This window comes from Cohnella laeviribosi DSM 21336, from assembly GCF_000378425.1.
Classification (GTDB): Bacteria; Bacillota; Bacilli; order Paenibacillales; family Paenibacillaceae; genus Cohnella; species Cohnella laeviribosi.
Genome location: NZ_KB899862.1, coordinates 1 through 18,922 on the forward strand (window position 1 = coordinate 1; position 18,922 = coordinate 18,922).

At 51.2% G+C, this 18,922-nt stretch carries 15 protein-coding genes and 10 pseudogenes; 18 read left to right on the forward strand and 7 right to left on the reverse strand.

What is annotated here, in order from left to right; all coding sequences use genetic code 11:
• On the reverse strand, window positions 1–177 hold a 177-nt coding region (locus F560_RS25735; protein WP_019007607.1), incomplete at its 3' end, for a helix-turn-helix domain-containing protein.
• A gap of 311 nt (window positions 178–488) precedes the next feature.
• Between F560_RS25735 and F560_RS0120475 the strand changes: the two genes are divergently transcribed.
• Both F560_RS0120475 and F560_RS23845 read left to right on the forward strand, forming a co-directional pair.
• Complete coding sequence (locus F560_RS0120475) at window positions 489–764, forward strand: hypothetical protein (protein WP_019007608.1); 276 nt, start codon at window positions 489–491, stop codon at window positions 762–764.
• Window positions 765–1,312: 548 nt separating this feature from the next.
• Window positions 1,313–2,064: pseudogene (locus F560_RS23845) on the forward strand (transposase); the annotation flags it as partial.
• A gap of 173 nt (window positions 2,065–2,237) precedes the next feature.
• Here the strand turns inward: F560_RS23845 and F560_RS0120485 are convergent.
• The gene (locus F560_RS0120485) at window positions 2,238–2,870 is read right to left on the reverse strand and encodes an FMN-binding negative transcriptional regulator (RefSeq protein ID WP_019007610.1); all 633 of its coding nucleotides are present in this window, start codon (window positions 2,868–2,870) and stop codon (window positions 2,238–2,240) included.
• 1,090 nt (window positions 2,871–3,960) lie between these two features.
• Between F560_RS0120485 and F560_RS25275 the strand changes: the two are divergent.
• Window positions 3,961–4,255 (forward strand): annotated as a pseudogene (locus tag F560_RS25275) (ISNCY family transposase); the annotation flags it as partial.
• A 249-nt stretch (window positions 4,256–4,504) separates the two neighbouring features.
• Window positions 4,505–4,905, forward strand: a pseudogene (locus tag F560_RS25745) (transposase); the annotation flags it as partial.
• Between the two features lie 316 nt (window positions 4,906–5,221).
• Here the strand turns inward: F560_RS25745 and F560_RS26340 are convergent.
• Window positions 5,222–5,561, reverse strand: a pseudogene (locus F560_RS26340) (transposase).
• Window positions 5,562–5,684: 123 nt separating this feature from the next.
• Here F560_RS26340 and F560_RS25280 point away from each other — a divergent pair.
• A pseudogene (locus F560_RS25280) lies at window positions 5,685–5,876 on the forward strand (transposase); the annotation flags it as partial.
• A gap of 164 nt (window positions 5,877–6,040) precedes the next feature.
• On the opposite strand, the gene F560_RS0120520 reads toward F560_RS25280, so the two are convergent.
• Entirely contained in the window at window positions 6,041–6,409 is a 369-nt protein-coding gene (locus F560_RS0120520) for a hypothetical protein (RefSeq protein ID WP_019007615.1), read from the reverse strand.
• 264 nt (window positions 6,410–6,673) lie between these two features.
• Between F560_RS0120520 and F560_RS24310 the strand changes: the two are divergent.
• Window positions 6,674–6,920 (forward strand): annotated as a pseudogene (locus tag F560_RS24310) (VOC family protein).
• Between the two features lie 77 nt (window positions 6,921–6,997).
• On the opposite strand, the gene F560_RS0120530 reads toward F560_RS24310, so the two are convergent.
• Complete coding sequence (locus tag F560_RS0120530; RefSeq protein WP_019007617.1) at window positions 6,998–7,324, reverse strand: AzlD domain-containing protein; 327 nt, start codon at window positions 7,322–7,324, stop codon at window positions 6,998–7,000.
• The gene (locus tag F560_RS0120535) at window positions 7,315–8,043 is read right to left on the reverse strand and encodes an AzlC family ABC transporter permease (protein ID WP_019007618.1); all 729 of its coding nucleotides are present in this window, start codon (window positions 8,041–8,043) and stop codon (window positions 7,315–7,317) included. Before F560_RS0120535 ends, F560_RS0120530 begins: the two co-directional genes overlap by 10 nt.
• 192 nt (window positions 8,044–8,235) lie before the next feature.
• Between F560_RS0120535 and F560_RS0120540 the strand changes: the two genes are divergently transcribed.
• The 12 genes and pseudogenes from F560_RS0120540 to F560_RS0120590 all read left to right on the forward strand — a co-directional run bounded on the left by F560_RS0120540 (window position 8,236) and on the right by F560_RS0120590 (window position 18,649).
• On the forward strand, window positions 8,236–8,637 hold the full coding sequence (locus F560_RS0120540; protein WP_156829074.1) for a hypothetical protein: 402 nt from the start codon (window positions 8,236–8,238) through the stop codon (window positions 8,635–8,637).
• A gap of 143 nt (window positions 8,638–8,780) precedes the next feature.
• Window positions 8,781–9,887: pseudogene (locus F560_RS24315) on the forward strand (GTP-binding protein).
• 28 nt (window positions 9,888–9,915) lie between these two features.
• Window positions 9,916–11,520: a nickel ABC transporter substrate-binding protein gene (gene nikA / locus F560_RS0120550; protein ID WP_019007621.1), complete on the forward strand. Its 1,605-nt coding sequence runs from the start codon at window positions 9,916–9,918 to the stop codon at window positions 11,518–11,520.
• Between the two features lies 1 nt (window position 11,521).
• Window positions 11,522–12,462 (forward strand): annotated as a pseudogene (gene nikB / locus F560_RS24320) (nickel ABC transporter permease).
• Window positions 12,459–13,322: a nickel transporter permease gene (nikC, locus tag F560_RS0120560; protein ID WP_019007623.1), complete on the forward strand. Its 864-nt coding sequence runs from the start codon at window positions 12,459–12,461 to the stop codon at window positions 13,320–13,322. The pseudogene nikB and the gene nikC overlap by 4 nt, the downstream one beginning before the upstream one ends.
• A 44-nt stretch (window positions 13,323–13,366) precedes the next feature.
• Entirely contained in the window at window positions 13,367–13,639 is a 273-nt protein-coding gene (locus F560_RS25750) for a hypothetical protein (RefSeq protein ID WP_051088369.1), read from the forward strand.
• Window positions 13,590–14,297, forward strand: a complete 708-nt coding sequence (locus tag F560_RS24325; protein ID WP_083932162.1) for an MATE family efflux transporter — start codon at window positions 13,590–13,592, stop codon at window positions 14,295–14,297. The genes F560_RS25750 and F560_RS24325 overlap by 50 nt, the downstream gene beginning before the upstream one ends.
• A 13-nt stretch (window positions 14,298–14,310) precedes the next feature.
• Window positions 14,311–15,264, forward strand: coding sequence for an ABC transporter ATP-binding protein (locus F560_RS23880; RefSeq protein WP_019007624.1), 954 nt, complete (start codon window positions 14,311–14,313; stop codon window positions 15,262–15,264).
• Window positions 15,261–16,040 carry an ABC transporter ATP-binding protein gene (locus tag F560_RS0120575; protein WP_019007625.1) on the forward strand — a complete coding sequence of 260 codons (780 nt, stop codon included), beginning with the start codon at window positions 15,261–15,263 and terminating at the stop codon, window positions 16,038–16,040. The genes F560_RS23880 and F560_RS0120575 overlap by 4 nt, the downstream gene beginning before the upstream one ends.
• A gap of 86 nt (window positions 16,041–16,126) precedes the next feature.
• Window positions 16,127–16,478, forward strand: a pseudogene (gene dcd / locus F560_RS25285) (dCTP deaminase); the annotation flags it as partial.
• Window positions 16,479–16,569: 91 nt separating this feature from the next.
• On the forward strand, window positions 16,570–17,544 hold the full coding sequence (locus tag F560_RS0120585; RefSeq protein WP_425393290.1) for a permease: 975 nt from the start codon (window positions 16,570–16,572) through the stop codon (window positions 17,542–17,544).
• 34 nt (window positions 17,545–17,578) lie between these two features.
• The gene (locus tag F560_RS0120590; RefSeq protein ID WP_026298442.1) at window positions 17,579–18,649 is read left to right on the forward strand and encodes a TIGR03943 family putative permease subunit; all 1,071 of its coding nucleotides are present in this window, start codon (window positions 17,579–17,581) and stop codon (window positions 18,647–18,649) included.
• Between the two features lie 141 nt (window positions 18,650–18,790).
• Here F560_RS0120590 and F560_RS25290 read toward each other — a convergent pair.
• Window positions 18,791–18,922: pseudogene (locus F560_RS25290) on the reverse strand (transposase); the annotation flags it as partial.

The window sequence follows — 18,922 nt, forward strand, 5'->3', positions numbered from 1 at the left end:
GAAAGGCTCCAGCTTGCCGGGTCGGGTAATTTGACGCTGGCAGGGAACCGGCTCCGATTTCTGCAGCCATTTTCGGATCGTTTTACGGTCTCTTCCCAATTCGTCGGCAATCTGTGTGATGTTCATTCCGCGTTTTTTCATCTCGTGGATCATGTAAAACTCCCCATTCTTGATCATGTTGCCTCTCTCCTCCAAGGAGAGAGTTTGTGGCAAAGGTGGGGAATTTTCAACCGATTCTATTGGGGATTTTAACACCGTTTTCTACATAGCTTCGCTTGTTATTCGAGATCGATGTCTCAACTAGCCTCAAACATGTTTCTACAAGTAGGGGGTGAACAGTTTAGCACACGGGGTCTAGGCCCCACGGGCAGAGACGTTCTACCCCGGCTACCCGTACTAAACCCCTTAAGCATAAAAGAGGTCAACCAGTAAAAACTGGCTGACCTCATAATACGAAGCCGGTCATAGATCTGGATCGCAAACTGAAAATGGACATCAAAAAGAATCTGCGCGGGATTCGCGACATCGAGCGCAAGATCGAACAAACGGAATCCGAAGAAGCCCAAATTGCCAAAGGCTATGTAGCAGCGGTCCGTTCATTGTTGCTGGAAGACGGTAACCCTCCCCTAGACCTCCCAGGTATGCGGATTTACCAAAACGCACAAGCCATCCAAGCGTCTCTGCAAAATTGCTTGGATAAAAAAGGGGGCCGTACTGCTCGAGAAGGTTTTCAGAATATTTCAGAAACTCGATTCGTTCCATGAGCAGTATGAAGCCGTGTGCTGATGGATGAGGCCAGTTGAGCGGATCGCACAAATCCTTCAACCTGCAGAGGGCAAGACAAGCGAAAGCGTGCGGGCAGATATGACGGCCTTGCTGTCTTGGGTTTAAGAGACTTACGTCGAAGAAGCTGATGGCCCGATGGTCCGGAACTTATGGAGTTATACAATTGGCTTCTGAAAGGGATTGTTTACGTGTTACGATCATCCGTACATGCCTCGAACAAACAATGACCTTGAGCGATTTTTCCGCAAAACCAAGGCACGTCATCGGCGAATGACAGGACTACGAAACTGGAACGAATACATCCTGCGAAATGGTGAACTGGTTGTTCTTGTGGACGACGCCTTGGATCATGCCGACCTGAACAGAAAACTTTGCATGGTTTCATACGAGACTTACAGACAATTGCGTGACCGCTGGAACAATCAGCTTTCAGAGAGTGTACTCCGTCGAAGATTCCGTAAGGACCCGCAGAAGTATCTTGATCACCTAGAAAATGAATGGTGTGCGATGGTTATGCCGTCGTAGAAAAAAAAAGCAGCCCAAACGAAAGAGCGAGCAGACTGGCAATGCCAATTGGGGAGCAAAACGGGATTCGTTCGGCATCAAGATCACCTGGTTTGGTTACAAACTCCATCTGGCTGTCGATACGAGAAGCGAACTGCCGCTTGCGCTGGAAGTCACGCCTACGCACGTCAATGACGGAGAAAGGGCACCGAGCCTGATGGAACAAGCAGCATCCAAAGCCAACCCGTGTTTTTTCATGCTTGACGCGGGCTACGACCAATCGAAGGTTTACGAGGCGTTGCGAAACGTGAAAGCCCAAGCCATAATTCCGCTCAACCTCAGGCGCGAACAGGAACCGCCTGCCGGAATCATGGCCAATGGGACGCCGTGCTGTTCGATGGGCTATGCCATGACGTACTGGGGGGCGGACGGAGACATACTCAAGTTTCGCTGTACGCACGCAACAGGCAAAGTCGACTGTCCACTCAGCATGGCAGCTTGCTCGTCCTCGAATTATGGCATGGTCGTGAAGTGAATGTAAAGGAAGACCTCCGGCGGTACTGTAATCCACACCGGGATACCAGACCTTGGAAAGAACTTTACGATGAGCGAACCAGCGTCGAGCGTTGCCACGCACGGCTGAAAAGCTACTTAACGGCAGATGCCTTTCATGTCCGCGGGATCAAGAAAGTCAATACTCATCTGTATCTGAACGGCATCGTTCTGCTTGCATCCGCAATTGCAGCATCTCGTTCAGCAAAAGCGGTCGCATAAAAAACGAGCGTATTCTCAATATTCTGCAGGTGTGCCCACTTTCTTGTCCAATAATTTCCAAAAGAATAAATTACAAAACCCAAATGACAAATTACCTGCTGTCGATCGAAGATCAGCTATGAAGCTAACTCCGAAACGTCGTTTTGCAAAGTTATATAACTTTCGCACAATCTCTAACCATCTTGTGGAGTCGAGAGCAGTTCTTGCTCCATTAAATCAGCTACTTTATTTGAGTTGCAGTCTTTTACGTTTCTTAATCCATCGATCAATTTTTTTCTTCTATCTACTGAATGGTTCTGGCTTAGTTTCCACTTACCTTCGAACCGATTAATCTTTATTTTAAAGCCGACAATCGCTCTCATTAGCTGGCTATTAAAGTCGCTGGATAAATCAGTTTTCCAAGGATTTTCAAACGATGATTCATAATGTTCTATTGTTTCTTCAATTATGTTTATAAGCTCTTCCGTTTTATCAACAAGAATGAAATCCCCGTAAACATGAACCGCGATATAATTCCAAGTTGGCACTGTATTTTCATCTTGATACCACGTTGCCGAAATGTATGAATGAGGGCCTTGGAATACAACGAGAACTTGATCATTGATGTATTTCCAATGGGGATTTGATTTTGCAAAGTGCCCTAAAAGATAATATTCACCATTATCATCTTTTTTAATTAATAAAGGCAAGTGGGTTGCAAATGGTTCACTGTTATTTTGCGAAAACAATATACCAAAACTGTATTTTTCAATGAAAGCGATCAATTTCTGTAAGTCGGTCACCTGAAAGTGTTTAGGTATATACATCAAATTCACATCCCTTAAGTAAAATATAGTGCCTACCCAATTAGAAATACTAGTAGTTTCTATCGTAGCCTTTCAAAAGAGTCAAGACTGTAGAGATGTGCTCAGCCTCTTCAGGGGATTCATCAATATTACTGATTAGGAAAGAATTAACACCTAATTCTATATATTGTTTTAAGTATTCCGTTACATCGCTATCGCTCCCAATTATATATGGATCGATTGTTTTCCCGCTTAGAAGTCCACCAGTCCAATATACATCATCATTCACAACTGGTTTGATAGTGATAGCTGCGCCATTTGTTTAATATTGTTTGAAAGAGATTTAGTTCTCATTATAGTTGCAAGCCGACCTTCGCGATATGTTTTTTTCTATTTGTGTTTCAATTAGGTTTTTAAATGATTTGTATGGCAATGGTCGAAGAAGTAATGTATCAGCACCATTTTGGGCAACTATACATTTTTGGGATGACCCTGCTACAAATAATTCAGGCCTCAACTTATGTGGGACTTTTGATAATGTTGTTAAGTTAGTATAGCTGTAATAGTTCCCGAAAAAATTTAATGGGATATTAGACGAAATTAGGGATCGAAAAACACTAATATATTCATTTAGTCGATCATACTTGAACTTTGGAAAAGTTAATTTATTGCCTGCAGTCAGGTCGCTATTTCGACCACCAGGTACAAAATTGATATTAACTTTGCGTCTATATAGAATGCTAATTCTTTTGACCATTTTTGCTGCTTGATAGAGGTGATTAGGTAATATGGTTGGACAGCTATAAACGGAATCAAAGATTTGGTCCACTGTAAGGCTTTTGTTGCAAGAATCCATGGATCTAAGGCATCATTAAGGAATAATATTAGGGCATCATCGAAATCATATTATTCCGAAAGTATGCATATTTTTGCCTCATCGAATCGATAGGAATTAGTTATTTAGTTTGGGATTTCTGTTTAAAATTTAAGTACTTTCATAAGACAGGCTTCTTGAAACATCTTACTAGTTAGAAAATTAGCATTTATATTACAATATGTCAACTCAGAACTGAAGAAGGTACTTGTCGTGGAGAAGATTTTGGATGTGCATATGACGAATGTTGAGGAGGCTGCGGCACACGGACTGACCGTACGGCGAGATTCGGCTGAAGAAAAAAATGTGGAAGAGGGAGGAGCACAAGCGTTAGCACACCGCAATCGGGGAAAAAAACCGAAAAACGCCTTGTCGGAGGAAATCAAACATCAAGTCGTCGAAGTTGTACAACACGAAATACCACGGCAGCAATCATTGCCATTTTGCAGAGCTGCTGGAGGAACATGAATCGCTGCAACTGAGCCCTTCCAGCATCCGACGCATCCTGTTGGAAAAAGGCATCAAACAAGCTTTTTCATTTTTGTGGTATGGTCATTATACTCAGCAACTTCCGGAAAGGCAATCCCGCCAGCAACAGGTCGTTATCTTTCAGCGGGAACAAGAGTAAGAGAGAGAAGTTATTACTGCCATCACCCAAGGGGACATAAAGCATGGATGTTCTAATTATTTAGATCTATATTCGTAGATATTGTAAAAAATGTGTAATTTAGCTATATTAATAAAGCACTACTCTTTACGTTTATTTCTGTTGCAGGGAGGGAAATTGAAGACGGCGGATCTGAAACCGATCTACAAGGCGGCAACGGAAGAAGCGGCGCTAGTGGAGCTAGATCGCTTTGAAGAAATCTGGGGTGCCAAATATCCGTTCATTATCCGATCTTGGAGGAATAACTGGGACGAGCTGGCTACGTTCTTCAAGTACCCGCCGAGATCCGCAAGCTAATCTATACGACGAACATGATCGAGAGCTGCCATCGTCAGTTGCGCAAAGTGACCAAAGGCAAGAGCAGCTTCCCAACGGACGAAGCGCTGCTCAAAATGCTGTACCTGGCGACGATGAATGTCACCCGCAAATGGACTGGCCGCGTGCAAAATTGGAGCCAAATTCTCCTCCAGCTTTCCGTCTTCTATCCGGAGCGAATCGGACAGCATTTGCCGTAAGGGGCCATTCTCCTTAGAGGAGATTCCTATAAATGAGTTTACACAAAATTATTGACAGTCCCCCCTTTACGGCTCATACTCCCCGTCATGCCATATTTGCGCAAACGCGCCTGGTAATCATGCGACGCATACTGACTGCCGCGATCGGCATGGATTATTTTTTACGGCTCTTCGCTCTACTCGGTGGGTAAGTGCCTCTTAAAAGAGAATCATAACCCTTCCGCCTGCTTGAGCATCTCATAGGCAGAAGAAGCCGTCAAAGAGTTCGCTTGACCGCTCCTTCTGCCTATGAGTCGGGGTAACAAGGCGGTAAGGGTTAGTGTGCTCGGCGTGCTCCGAGCACCGGCATATGCAGTTTGTTTGCCGTCATGTACACCATCGCGATCAAGTTTTCCACGTTGCGGTAACCGCGTGCCCGGCGCTTGGCCGCTTGCACCATACCGTTTATGCCTTCCAGCAAGCCGTTGGTCATTTTGCTGTTGGTTTCCCGTTCCGCCTTGACGCGAAAACGCTGGTGATCCCTTTGCTCAAGGATGATCTGATCCAACATCTCCAGCGCTGTCTTCATCGCGCTGGCGAACGCTTTCCTGCATCTCCCGAAACATCCACTGCTCAAGCTCTTTCATTGTGGGAATGATTGTGGTAAAGTGCTGCACAGGAGCTTCCTCCTCTTGGTATGTGTTTTGTGGCAAATTCACTTTACCAAGTGAGAAGCTCTTTTTCCATGTTCGCTTTTTCCAGACTTTACCCCCACGCAAATTTTACTCTAACCTGACGGTGATGTGGATTTTTTAAAGGAAGTCTTGAATGTTTATGTTCATTCCTTGATGGAGTCGGAAGTAGCGGCCCAGATCGGTGCCGAGCGATATGAACGAAACATGGAAAGAACCAACCAGCGGAACGGTTACCGGCAACGGGAGTGGCATACCCGGGTCGGCACGCTCGATCTGAGCATTCCGAAGCTTCGCAACATATGGTTATCGAAGCGAGACTGATAGAGCTTTTTGGATTCGGTTTAAGGATACGGTAAGGATAATCACTTCTTCCATTTCTCCGCAACGCTCCTTTCCCAGTAAATCCGAAACCGGTAGTGGGCGATTCAATGGTTTGATTGAGCCGAGATATAATGAAATCGTCAGTTTTTATTCTCGGAAACAAGGGGTTGAAGAACACCGTCGAAACCAATCATACCCAATTCATAGGCTTTCTGAAGGATGTTCAACCTTGCATTTTCGAATTGCACATTACCGTTGAACTGCGCATTGATTCGCGATTGTTGAATTTCGTTCGAGGGTAACGGCCGCGCGAATTTTGCATTGATCACTTGATTATTTTCGATCATCCGCATAAACTGCTCGAACGTAACTTCGTCTCGATGACCGTATTGACCGATTCCCATATTTCCGCCATACGCCAGAAAGCGGTTGACCAGTGTTGCTTTCGTATATGCAGCATATTCGGCGGTAAAACGTCCGTTCGCATCCACGGCGGAAAAAGACACCATGATCAGCACCTCTGTATAAGAAGTCATTTTTTATTATATCGGCTTTTGGAAAATAAAAGTTTAGTTTCTTAAAGGTCAGCGATTTATATGAAATTTTCCCGAATCAGTACGAGGATTTAACATTTTCGTAATAAACTTTATTCTAACCATGCAACTGTCGATGAATGGGGGTGGTTTGGCCAGCAAGCAGAAGAATTCGCGGTTTTGAAGGTTACGCGGTCGGGTCGTGCGCAGGAATAAACAATTCAAGGAGGGAAAGAACCGATGGTCAGCAAGCTCGGTCAAGTGATGTTGTATGTAAACAACCAGGATCAGGCGGTGAAGTTCTGGACGGAAAAATTGGGATTTAGCGTGATTGCCGAAGAAAAGAACGGTGACATGAGATGGATTGAAATCGCTCCCAAGGGAGCGGAAACAAGCATCGTTCTAAATCGTAAATACGCCTTCCGGCAGAGTGTTCAATTTTGCAGATGACGAAGAAAATTACTTTGCCGTTATGGAAAGAAAATAAACGGGTAGACCTTTTGCTTGGCGCAGGCGGCTGACCCGAAGGTCGGCTGCTTTTTCGCTGGCCTGCAGCAGCTTGGATTAATAAACCATACGCAGCAGCAGCATGGAAAAGATACCGGTCACAACCGTTCCCAGCAGGCTGCGCGTTAATAAGGCGACCAAAAAGGTTGGTATGGCGGCCAGTATCTTGGTGCTGTCTTCAAGGAGCGAAAATGTTCCGTCCGAAAGCAACAACTCTTGACCCACCAAGGCGGCCATAACGGCAACCGGAACGTTGTTCAACCATTGCATCGCCCACGCGGGAATTTTCATTCGACTAAGCACCATGAGGGGAAGGACTCTCGGAATAAAGGTTACGATGGAGGCTCCCGCAATGATCAAAAGAATATGCCATCTTATTTCCATTTTTCCATCACCATTCCGATTGTTGCCGCAATTACGGTAGCCGCGATGACGGCCGCGCTCCCGGATGTTACAAAACTTGCTCCTACGACAAAAACGACAGCGCTTAAGGCAACGGCTATATCTTTTGCGATCCTCTTTCGATTTGCGATCTGCAGAACCAGAAGCCCGATAAACATGGCCGTCAGCGCAAAGTCCAAGCCGAAATTCTCGGGGTTTGTGATCCACTGTCCAAAGATCGCGCCCAAGAGAGTCGCGATGATCCAATTTAAGTAAGCGGCGATATTGAGGCCGAACATCCATTTTTCGCCGATCGGCTTCTTTTGAGACGCATGATTCATCGCAACGCCGAACGTTTCGTCCGTAAGCAAAGAACCGATGAGCATGTTCTTCAAGGGAGAAAGACGGCGAAAGTATGGGGACAAGGCGGCACTTAACAAAAGATGGCGAAGATTGACGATGAAAATCGTTAAGATAATGGCAGCAACCGAGCCGTCTGCCGCGATCATGCCCGCGAATATAAATTGAGCGGAACCGGCATAGATGAGCACGGACATAAGGGCGATTTCGGCGATACTTAATCCCGCCGTATTTCCAACCACCCCGGCGGCAAACCCGATGCTCAAATAGCTCAACAACGTCGGAACGCAATCTTTTATGCCTTGAAGGAAACGGTCGGCGCTTTCTTGAGCTTCATGCTTCAATTGAGGAGTTGTTTGCATTTCTCTCCATCTCTTCTCTTGTTTATTGCTCCTCCACGAACAAAGACGTCGGGCTAAATGGCTCTCCGAGCAGGTCTTATTCAATCATAAATGAAACCGATCTCCTAGGGCCGGATCGGTTTAGCCCTATTCTAGGACACCCGATTTCCAAATTCAAGATTTATATTTTATGTTCCATTCAAGCGGAGGCGATTGAGGGAGCTGAAAAACGAAAAGGAGGGTGCCCGCCCTCCAATGACATGTCAAAGTATTCTTTTGGCGACAGGCAAAGACAATACAGGCCTGCATTTGCCTGTGCTTATCGGTTTGTTTCTTTTATTAACCGGCATTGTTGGATCAGTAAAGTATTTTCGGCCTCAATACCCCAAGATTCTAAATGGAATCCAAAGAAAGGGAAGCGGCTTTTCGGGATCTTTGCAAGGGGTTGGTTTTGAAATCGAAGTCATTCACGACCGGGGCGAATCGGATTGCCGAATCGGGAAAATACGATTTCCAGGGTCAAGACCTTGTTGCGGGAAAATAAATATTTACATGAAAAGTTACTTTGAGGTGATCCGGGAAAAGGCGGGGGTCCGGCAGTCGTTGATGGCTTGACGAACAAGAGCCGTCGCGATATACTTTAATCGTAATAATTACAATTAATAACGGAGAATCGAGTCGTTCTTTTTTGTCTCAAATCGTAATAATTACTAATAAGATTCGCCGGAATATTCTTGTTGTTGAGGGGAGTTGCGGAGATGAATGCCCTGAAACCGGAAGACAAAATCCCGGTCACCGTCCTGAGCGGGCACCTGGGGGATGGGAAAACGACCGTTCTCAATCATGTATTGAACAACCGCCAAGGATTGAAAGTGACCGTCATTGTCAACGACCTGAGCGAAGTGAATATCGATGCGGATCTGATCCGGGACGGGGGCGGACTGAGCCGCACGGAAGAGAAACTGGTCGAAATGTCGAACGGCTGCATTTGCTGCACGCTGCGGGAAGTTGCTCCGGGAAGTGGAGCGGTTGGCCGGGGAAAAACGATTTGACTACATTCTCATCGAATCGGCGGGCATCGGCGAGCCGATCCCTGTGGCGCAAACGTTCACCTATGTGGACAAAGAACTGGAGATCGATTTGTCGCGGTTTTGCCGGCTGGATTGCATGGTCACCGTCATCGACGTCTACCGGTTCTGGAAAGATTTCTCTTCCGGGGAAACACTGCTGGAGCGCAATCAGGCTGCGGGAGAAGACGATGGGCGGAATGTCGTCGATCTGCTTGTCAGCCAGATCGAGTTTTGCGATGTGCTGATTTTGAACAAATGCGATCGGGTGACGGATGACGAACTTGCCGTGCTGGAAGCCGTGCTTCGCAAACTGCAGCCGCGTGCCAGGCTGATCCGGGCGGTGCACGACAGGATCGATCCCGCCGACATCCTGAACACCGGGTTGTTCCATTACGAGAAGGCCAGCCGTTCCGCAGGCTGGATCAAGGAACTGGAAAAACCGGTCCATACCCCGGAGACGGAAGAATACGGAATTTCGTCTTTCGTCTACGAGCGGGCCCGGCCGTTTCATCCGGAGCGTCTGATGCGGTGGATGGAAGCGTGGCCGGCGGAGATCGTGCGCGCCAAAGGCATACTCTGGCTGGCGACGAGGAGCTTGTCGCATCATGGGATCCGGCATACGGAGACCGCATCAACAAGGTGGTATTTGTCGGCATCGACATGAACCATTCCGACATTGTGGCCGGCCTGGACCGATGCTTGCTGATGGAAGAAGAAATGATGCGGGATTGGGGCGGATTTTCCGCCCCGTTCCCGCGGGCGGCCGCCGAACTTGCGGATACGTTGATGAAATGACCGAACGAGACGGAAGGAAGATGAACCCTTGCGCACCCTCACCTTGATCCGGAAACGTACCCTTGCCATTTTCATCGTGTTTTTCATGCTGGCTTTTGCGCTGGCGGGTTGCCGACAAGGCGGGCCCCATGCCGAAGGCTCGTCCGCAACAGCCTCGGAAGAAGAACAGGGCGGGAACAACGCCGGTGGAACCAGGAAATTGACCCTGATCTATCATTTCAAAAGCGGCAGTCTCGATCCGGCCAACGATTTTGTGGCGTTGAAAGCGGGCATCACCGAGACGCTCGTCCGCCTGGATGAAAACCTGGAGGTGCATCCTTGGCTGGCGACCCAATGGGAACATCGCAATCCTCTGACATGGGTGTTTACCATCCGCGACGGGGTGACGTTCCAGGACGGGACAAAACTGGATGCGGCCGCCGTCAAGGCGTCGCTGGAACGCGCGATCGCGGTAAACAAATCGCTGGGCAACAGCCTCAAGATCGTCTCGATGGAAGCGAACGGGCAACAACTGACGGTCATCACGAAAGAGCCGAATCCGACGCTGGTGTCGGAATTCGTCAATCCTTATACTTCGGTGGTTAGCGTTGCCGCGGAGAAGAAGATGGGCTCGCAGGCGTTCAATCGGGCGCCGGTCGGAACGGGGCCGTTTCAGGTGAAGAAGTTCACGCCAAACGTCGAGATTTTGCTGGAGCGTTATGACGGATATTGGGACGGTGTCGCCCAATTGGATGAAGTCGTGTTCAGGTTCAATGAAGACGGCAATGTCAGGGCGCTGGCGCTGCAGGCGAAGGAGGCGGATATCGCCACCCAGATTCCGGCGGAAACCGTGGCGACGGTCCAAAAAGACGACCGGCTGCGGGTGGAATCCGTCGCCGGGCTGCGCGTGCACTTCCTGCTCTTCAATCCGAACCGGGAAGCGATGAAGGACGTCAAGGTTCGCCAGGCCTTCGATTTGCTGATGGACCGGGAGAGCATCGCAGACGACGTCATGCTGGGGCACGCGACGCCGGCTAACGGGCCTTTCAATACGCGCCTGCCCTTCGCAAGCCGGGAGCCGGTTCAGATGCAGAATGTGGAAGAGGCGAAGAAGCTGCTGGAGGAAGCGGGTTACACCTACGGGCCGGACGGAAGGGCGACGAAGGACGGTCAGCCGCTGACGCTCGAGCTGGTGACCTACAAGGCCCGCCCCGAACTGCCGCTTATCGCCCAGTTGCTCCAGTCCGACGCCGCGAAGGCCGGAATCGGCATCCGGATTCAAATGGTGGAAAATATCGATACGTTCTTGCGCGAGAACGACAACTGGGATATTGCCACGTACAGCAATCTTTCCGCTCCCCGCGGCGACGGAGGCTATTTCCTGAATTCGGCCCTGATGCCGGGAGGTTCGCTGAACGCGGCCAACATCCGAAGCGAAAGATTGAGTGAAATCATTTCTCGTCTCAACGCGACAAGCGACATGAACAAACGCAATGAAATCACCCAGGAAGCGGTTGCCGCCATCCGGGAGGAAGTGCCGCACGTCTATCTGGTGTATCCCAATGTCATCGTCGGCATGAACAAACGGGTCACCGGATGGAAACCGGGAGCGGAAGAGTACTACCTGGTAAATAACAGGATGGATGTGAAGTGACGTGCTGGGCATCGTCAGAACGCGTCTCCTGCAACTGATCGTCGTCTTGTGGGTGCTGTCGATCGTGACGTTCTCGCTCATGAAGCTCGCCCCGGGCGATCCTGTACTGACCCTTTTGCGGGCGGATGAAATGAGCGTGACGCAAGCCGACGAAGCCGCGCTCCGGAGCTTGGCTTCAACCGGCCTGTGCACGTCCAGTACCTGGAATGGCTGGGCCGTGTGCTGCGGCTGGATTTCGGGGAATCGCTGATCAAAGGGAAACCCGTCCTGAGCGAACTGTTGGAGCGTCTCCCCGCCACGATCGAGTTGACGCTGGGAGGGCTGGCCGTCATGCTGATCATCGCTTTTCCTCTCGGCCTGTTGGCCGCCAGGTACCCGGGGCGTCTTCCCGATTATCTGGGACGCATGTTCGCGCTGATCGGCGCTTCCGTTCCAGTGTTCTGGATCGGCCTGTTGCTGATTTATGCGTTCGCCTTCAAGCTGCAGTGGTTTCCGACGATGGGCCGGGGCGGGCTGAGGGAGCTGATCCTCCCTTCCGTCACGCTCGGATCCGGATTGGCGGCGGTGCATGCCCGGCTGCTTCGCTCCGGTCTTTTGGACAGTCTGTCGCAGGAATACATCCGGGCCGCCCGCGCCAGGGGCCTCTCCGAATGGCGCGTGTTCTTTCGGCACGCGTTGCGCGCCGCGCTTATCCCCGCGCTGACGATGTTTGGCATGACCTTGGGCAGTCTGCTGGCCGGATCGGTCGTGGTCGAAACGCTGTTTTCCTGGCCGGGTTTGGGCAGCATGGCCGTTGACGCCATTTTTCAACGGGATTATCCGTTGATCCAGGGGTATTTGCTAATGACCGGCGCCTTTGTGACCGCGGTGAATCTGGCGGTCGACCTCGCGTATGGCATGCTCGACCCGCGGATTCGCCTCGGCAAGGGGGGATCCGGATGAGCGTGTCGATGGCGGAGGAATACGTGCGTCCGGCCGTTCGTCGGGCGGGAAGGTTGTTCCGCGACCCGACGACCGCCGCGGGAGTCGGCATCCTGACGATCATCGTGCTGGTTGCCTTGTTGGGGCCGCTGTTGGTCAAGAACGATCCGTTTGCCGCGAACATGGCGGAGCGGCTGTTGCCGCCCGGCGGCAAATATCCGCTCGGGACGGATCACTTGGGCCGGTGCCTGTTTTCACGGCTTGTGACGGGAGCCAGGACAACGCTCGGCATATCCGCGCTGGTCATTGCGATCGTAATGCTGATTGGAACGGCGGTCGGATTAATATCCGGGTACCTCGGCGGCCGCGTAGACACGTTCCTGATGAGAACGGTTGACGGGATGAGCGTGCTGCCGGATTTTCTGCTGGTAATCGCCATATCCGGATTTCTTGGGCACAGCCTGAACAATTTGATATTATCGCTCGTTCTGATCAACTGGATCGGGTATGCGAGAATGGTCAGGGGAATCGTCCTGTCCGAACGCGAGAAGGAATACGTGCTGGCGGCGCGTGTCGCCGGATGCGGCACGTGGATTGTGCTGAGGCGCCATTTGTTACCGCAGATCATCTCGCCGGTTCTGGTTTATGCCACGTTGGATATCGGCAAGACGATTCTGGTCATTTCCTCGCTGTCTTATCTCGGTTTGGGCACGCAGCCGCCGTCGCCGGAATGGGGGGCGATGCTGAACGACGGACGCGCCTATTTCCAGATCGCCCCTCAACTGATGCTGTATCCCGGTCTGGCCATTATGCTGGTGGTCATTTCGTTCAACCTGATCGGGGAAGGGCTGCGCGATTTGCTGGATGTTCGCGGCAGATAAAGGAGAGGAGGCGGTACAGATTTATCATCGTGAGGAGAAGGAAAGTGAAGCGAACGGCAGCCATTGACGCCGCGATCTATCATTCGGCATTGACGCATCGTGAATATTGGGCTTTAGCCATTCCATTAATCGTTTCCACGCTGTCAACGCCCATATTGGGCGTGGTGGCCACCGCGGTTGTCGGAAGACTGACCGACTCTTCCTATATCGGCGGAGTAGCGGTCAGCTCCCTTATTTTTAACACGCTGTACTGGCTGTTTTCTTCGGGTGAGTACGACCGGGTTTGCGGCGCAGGCGCTGGGGGCCAACCGCGATAAGGAATTGACGATGTCGTTATGGCGTCCGGCGGCGATGGCCGTTCTGCTGGGACTCATTTTTATCGCTCTTCAATATCCGATCATGCAAGCGGCAGCCCGCCTGATTGGCGCAAGCGAGGCGGTGACCGGACATGCGGAGACGTATTTTTATATTCGCATCTGGGGGGCGCCATTCGCGCTGCCCGGCTATGTCATCATTGGTTGGCTGATGGGCATATCAAGGGTCAAGCTTTCGCTGATGATCCAAATGTTGATGAACGCCCTGAATATGCTCTTGAGCATCGAAGACACCTTGGCCGCAAACGCGATATTATGGCAAATCCAGTATGTGATGGCCTACCTGTTCGATGGCTTTGCTAACGCTTCCAGCATCATCGTGGGGAGGGTGGTTGGCGGGCAAAATGTCATTCTTTGCAAGCGGGCGTTTTCCCTGTCGGCACAATGGGGATGTATAACCGCCATTGCGCTCGCACTTGGCCTTTGCCAGTTTGGCCGTCCTGTTCTGTCGGTCTTTACAACGATTGAGGAAGCGAAGGATATCGCCTCGGCGTATATCGTCTGGATGGCGGCATTTCCTTTTGTCGGTTATTGGGGGCTTCAATTGGAGGGGATTTTCTCGGGTGCTACTAAGGCTTATTTGACGGAAATCGTGCGCTGAAAGGAGATAACGCATGACGCGGCAGCTTCTGAACCCCAAAGAAAGCGGAAACCGGACGGAAGGAGAACAGCGGACGCTCCCGCCGTTCCAAGAAACGTCTTCTTCCCGGACAACGCCAGTCCTGCAACTGAACGGATTGACCGTGCAAATCCAACAGGGGAGGCGAATAACACCCATCGTAGGGGATGCATCTTTTACGATTCACCCCGGGGAAACGTTGGCCTTGGTCGGGGAAAGCGGCAGCGGGAAAAGCGTCACGGCCGGAGCGATCCTGGGGCTGTTGCCTCCTTCCATGCGTGTGACTGCAGGTCAGATCGTCTTTCAAGGCGAGGATATCGCGCCGTGGCCGGTCAAAAAGCGAAGGATTCTGTGCGGCGGCCGCATCGGCTACGTCTTTCAGGATTATCAGGGGAGCTTCACCCCGTTTATCAAGATCGGGAAGCAAATGATCGAGACGATTCGCAGTCATCGCCGTCTGTCTGCGAAACAGGCAAAAGCGGTTGCGCTGGAATCGCTCGATCAAGTCGGATTGCCCGCGGAACGCGTGTTTGACAGCTATCCGTTTCAGTTGAGCGGCGGCCAACTGCAGCGGGCGGCATTGGCTTCGACTATGGTGCTCCGGCCCGCCATCCTCATTGCGGATGAACCGACAACCGCGCTGGATGTGCTTACGGGAGAACGGGTGCTGGATGTGATGGACAGGCTGAAGCGGCAGACCGGATGTGCGGTTCTGTTCATCTCGCACGATTTGCGGCTGGTCTTAAAAAGGGCGGATAGCGTTGCGGTGATGCGGGGCGGTTCGATCGTGGAGTGGGGGAGGATGAATGCGATTCGCGATCATGCCCGTCATCCGTATACGCAGATGCTGCTGAAGGCGAGACCTTCTCTGTCGGAGATCCAGGCGGGACTGGTGCGGGAGGACGAAGATGAACTTGTCGTTGCGTGCAAAATGGGGGGATCGGCGTGAACGAACTGTTGCGTGCGGAAGGGATCAGCAAAACGTATCTCGATTCCGGCCGAGAGGTCATGGCCATGCAAGACGTTTCGCTGCACATCGGAGAAGGAGAATGCCTGGGCGTTGTCGGAGAAAGCGGCAGCGGCAAGAGCACCCTCGGACGTCTTTTGCTTGCGCTGGAACGCCCGGAACAGGGGAACATCAAATTTCAGGGAGTTTCCTTTGCGGATTTGCGTGGCAAAGCCTTGCACTCGTTGCGAAGGCATATTCAGGTTGTCTTCCAGGATCCGACCGCCTCGTTGAATCAGCGGCTTCCGGTTTGGCGTTCCGTCATGGAACCGCTTGACAACTTTCCGGAAGTGACCCCTCCATTCCTGGCCGATGTCCGGCATTCCCGGCGAGAATCGGCAGCCAGGCTTCTGGAGATGGTCGGGCTGTCGAGAGAGCATCTCGACCGGTACCCGCATGAATTGAGCGGCGGACAGAGACAACGCGTCGCCATCGCGCGAGGCGTCAGCTTGAATCCGAAGTTGCTCATTTGCGACGAGCCGACCTCCAGTCTGGATGTGTCGGTTCAAGCTCAAATCCTGAAGTTGCTGAAACATTTGCAGACCAGGTTGGGAATGGCCTGTTTGTTTATTTCGCACGATATTGCGGCGGTGCGTATGATCTGCGACCGGATCATCGTCATGAAGGACGGACGAATCGTAGATGAATTTGCGAGCGGGCGAATCATGGGCGAAGATCGGCACGCGTACACGCGTTTGTTGATCAGGGGTGCGGAATAGGAAGGAGGATCCATGAAAAACGGGATCCTGTACGCAATGCTGTCTTCGTTTGTCTTCAGAGTGATGAATGCGCTCGTCAAGAAAGCCAGTCTTTTTTATTGGCTGCCACATTGGAAACAATCCGGTTGCCCGAAGATGTGTCCGCGTTTGTGGAGGGGGAAGCTTGATTGGTCGCATGGGCATATTTATTCAGAATCCTGGCTGGGTCGACCCGGGGTTTGAAGGGCAGATCACGCTGGAATTGTTCAACGCCAACCGCTTGCCGATCAGGCTGTCCGAAGGTCGGCGAATATGCCAACTGGTGTTTGCACGATGGATCGCAAAGCCGAAAAAGCCTATCAAGGGAAATACCAAGGCCAGCGAAGCATATTTTCATTGATAATCGTAATTATTACTTATAAAATGAGAATAAATCATTTAGCTCCTTCAGCAGCTTGATTTTGGAAGATGGGCAGGAGTGGTTCGGGAGGTTTGCCGCTTGCGGGCTTTTGTTTCGCAAATCGGAATGCATCTTTTTTTCCTTTTTCTGATGTTTTTGTTGATATCCGTCATGGTCAATCCCGCCATGTTTACGGAAATTCCCTGGCCCGGAACGGACGCGATTCAATCGTTCAAGACGATGCTCATCAGCATTGTGTTGGAAGCCGTTCCTTTCATCCTTCTGGGCGTATTGGTTTCTGCCGCCCTGCAGGCCTATGTTTCCGAGCGTTGGCTGGCCCGTTTTTTGCCCCAAAACCCGGTCGCCGGGATTCTGGTGGCCTGTGTGTTCGGGATTCTGTTTCCGATTTGCGAATGCGGAATGATTCCCGTCGTTCGCAGGCTGATCGCGAAGGGAATGCCGCTTTATATCGGCATCGTTTTTATGTTGGTCGGCCCGATCGTGAATCCGGTCGTTTACGCGGCGACGTACACCGCGTTTCGTGCCCGGCCGGAGATGCTCTATGCGCGAATGGGACTTGCCTTGTTCGTGGGGATCTGTATCGGATGGCTCATCCGGTATTTTGTCAAAACCAACCCATTGAAGCGCGTGTCGGCCACGCTGTACGCCGGTGCGCCGGAGGCGGGGGATCATCATCACCATGCCCGCGGCGGGAGCAAGCTGGTTTCGATGCTGGAACATGCGGGCAGCGAGTTTTTTGACATGGGCAAGTATTTGATGTTGGGGGCGATGGCGACAGCGGCGGTCCAGACGTTCATGCCCAGAGACGCTTTGGTAGACATCGGGCAGGGACCGGTCAGTTCCCACCTGTTCATGATGGGGTTTGCGTATGCGCTTTCCCTTTGTTCGACGTCCGATGCCTTTGTCGCGTCCTCTTTCGTTCATACGTTTTCCTTCGGCTCGCTGTTAACCTTTTTGGTGTTCGGCCCGATGCTGGATCTCAAAAGTACGTTCATGATGCTGTCGGTTTTCAAAACCCGTTTCGTGGTTTTGCTGATGGTGCTGATCGGTTGTTTCGTGTGGATCGGGGCGATGTTTGTCGAGCATTTCTATTTTACCGCGTAAATTCATATATTGTGAGAAAGGGGGCGGCAGTGCCGTGGGGGAACGTCGGCTAACCTTTCATTATGGGTTGAGAGCTCTCATTTTGGCTGGATTTTCGTTTTTTATCGCTTACTTGGCCAAGTCCGACCGTTTGATGTATTACATTGCTCCGCGGATGGAGAACTACGTGAAATATGCGGCAATCGGGCTTTTTGTCGTCGCGGTCGGCCAGGTTTATCTGGCGCTGCGGTCGCATGCGGACAAGGCCGCCATGTGCGGCTGCGAACATGAGCCTCCGAGGTCTATCTGGCGAAACGGACTGATGTATTTGTTGTTCGTCTTTCCGCTTCTGCTCGGCGTTGCCTTGCCGGATACCCTGATGGGTAGCGCGGTCGTGGAGATTAAAGGGATGAATTTGACCGCAGCCGGCGCGGTGAAGCCGCCGAAACCCGGTAACGGGAAGTTCGCTGTCGAAAATCCGTCGGATGGAATCGGCGTTTCGCAAGGTGGACCCCTTTCCGTGACGGAAAACACGGCCACTTCGCCGGATCCAAGCCGACCGGAATTTCCCGGCAACGATCCTGAACCGTCCGGCGTCCGTCCGGGCGGCGAAACGGAAGCCATGCCGCCGGGAGACCAAGGGGAATGGATGGAAGAGGAATTGAATGAACGGTTTCCCTCTGATCCGTTCACCGAGGAATTTGCCCGGTTGGGAATGAAGCTGTATCAAAAAAAGGTGATCACCATCACAGAAGAAGGATTTATGGAGTTGTTGACGGCCATCGATCTGTATATGGACAACTTTGTGGGAAAATCAATGGAAATCAGCGGTTTCGTATACAGAGAACCGGACATGACGAAGAACCAGTTCGTCGTTTCCCGGCTCGCCATGCAGTGCTGTTCGGCGGACGCCGCTCCTTACGGGATTCTGGTCGAATCGGACCAGGCCTCGAAACTGGCTCAAGATACCTGGGTCAAAATCACCGGCACGATAGGAAAAAGCCTATATAACGACAATGAGATCATGAAACTGGATGCGGTGCGGATCGAAACGATCCCTGCTCCGGAAACGCCGTATGTGTATCCGTTTTTCGATGATTTTGACAAGCTGGTTGACGACGAATAGCGGGGCTTTCTCCTTTTGGGAACGAAGTGTATAATCATGGAAGAAGCTCAGACGACGGATGAGCCGGCCTAAGATAGGAGCTATCGGAGGCCGGCTCGTTTCGTAAATTCCGTTATATGAATCCCCGCGCGAAATCCAAAACTCGATTAAGATGGCACCGATCAGTCGGATAACGGATTCCCGATTTGGAAAGATTCCTACTGCGTCTGAACGTCGGCGGATTTCGCGGTTTAAACGCTCTAACGGGTTGGTGGAATGAATTTGCCGCCAATG

Excerpts from the sequence above, each read along its gene's own strand:
- F560_RS0120475 (WP_019007608.1), top strand. The coding sequence starts at position 489 with ATGGACATCAAAAAGAATCTGCGCGGGATTCGCGACATCGAGCGCAAG.
- F560_RS0120485 (WP_019007610.1), bottom strand. The coding sequence starts at position 2,870 with ATGTATATACCTAAACACTTTCAGGTGACCGACTTACAGAAATTGATC.
- F560_RS0120520 (WP_019007615.1), bottom strand. The coding sequence starts at position 6,409 with ATGGTGTCTTTTTCCGCCGTGGATGCGAACGGACGTTTTACCGCCGAA.
- F560_RS0120530 (WP_019007617.1), bottom strand. The coding sequence starts at position 7,324 with ATGGAAATAAGATGGCATATTCTTTTGATCATTGCGGGAGCCTCCATC.
- F560_RS0120535 (WP_019007618.1), bottom strand. The coding sequence starts at position 8,043 with ATGCAAACAACTCCTCAATTGAAGCATGAAGCTCAAGAAAGCGCCGAC.
- nikC (WP_019007623.1), top strand. The coding sequence starts at position 12,459 with ATGAGCGTGTCGATGGCGGAGGAATACGTGCGTCCGGCCGTTCGTCGG.
- F560_RS23880 (WP_019007624.1), top strand. The coding sequence starts at position 14,311 with ATGACGCGGCAGCTTCTGAACCCCAAAGAAAGCGGAAACCGGACGGAA.
- F560_RS0120585 (WP_425393290.1), top strand. The coding sequence starts at position 16,570 with ATGTTTTTGTTGATATCCGTCATGGTCAATCCCGCCATGTTTACGGAA.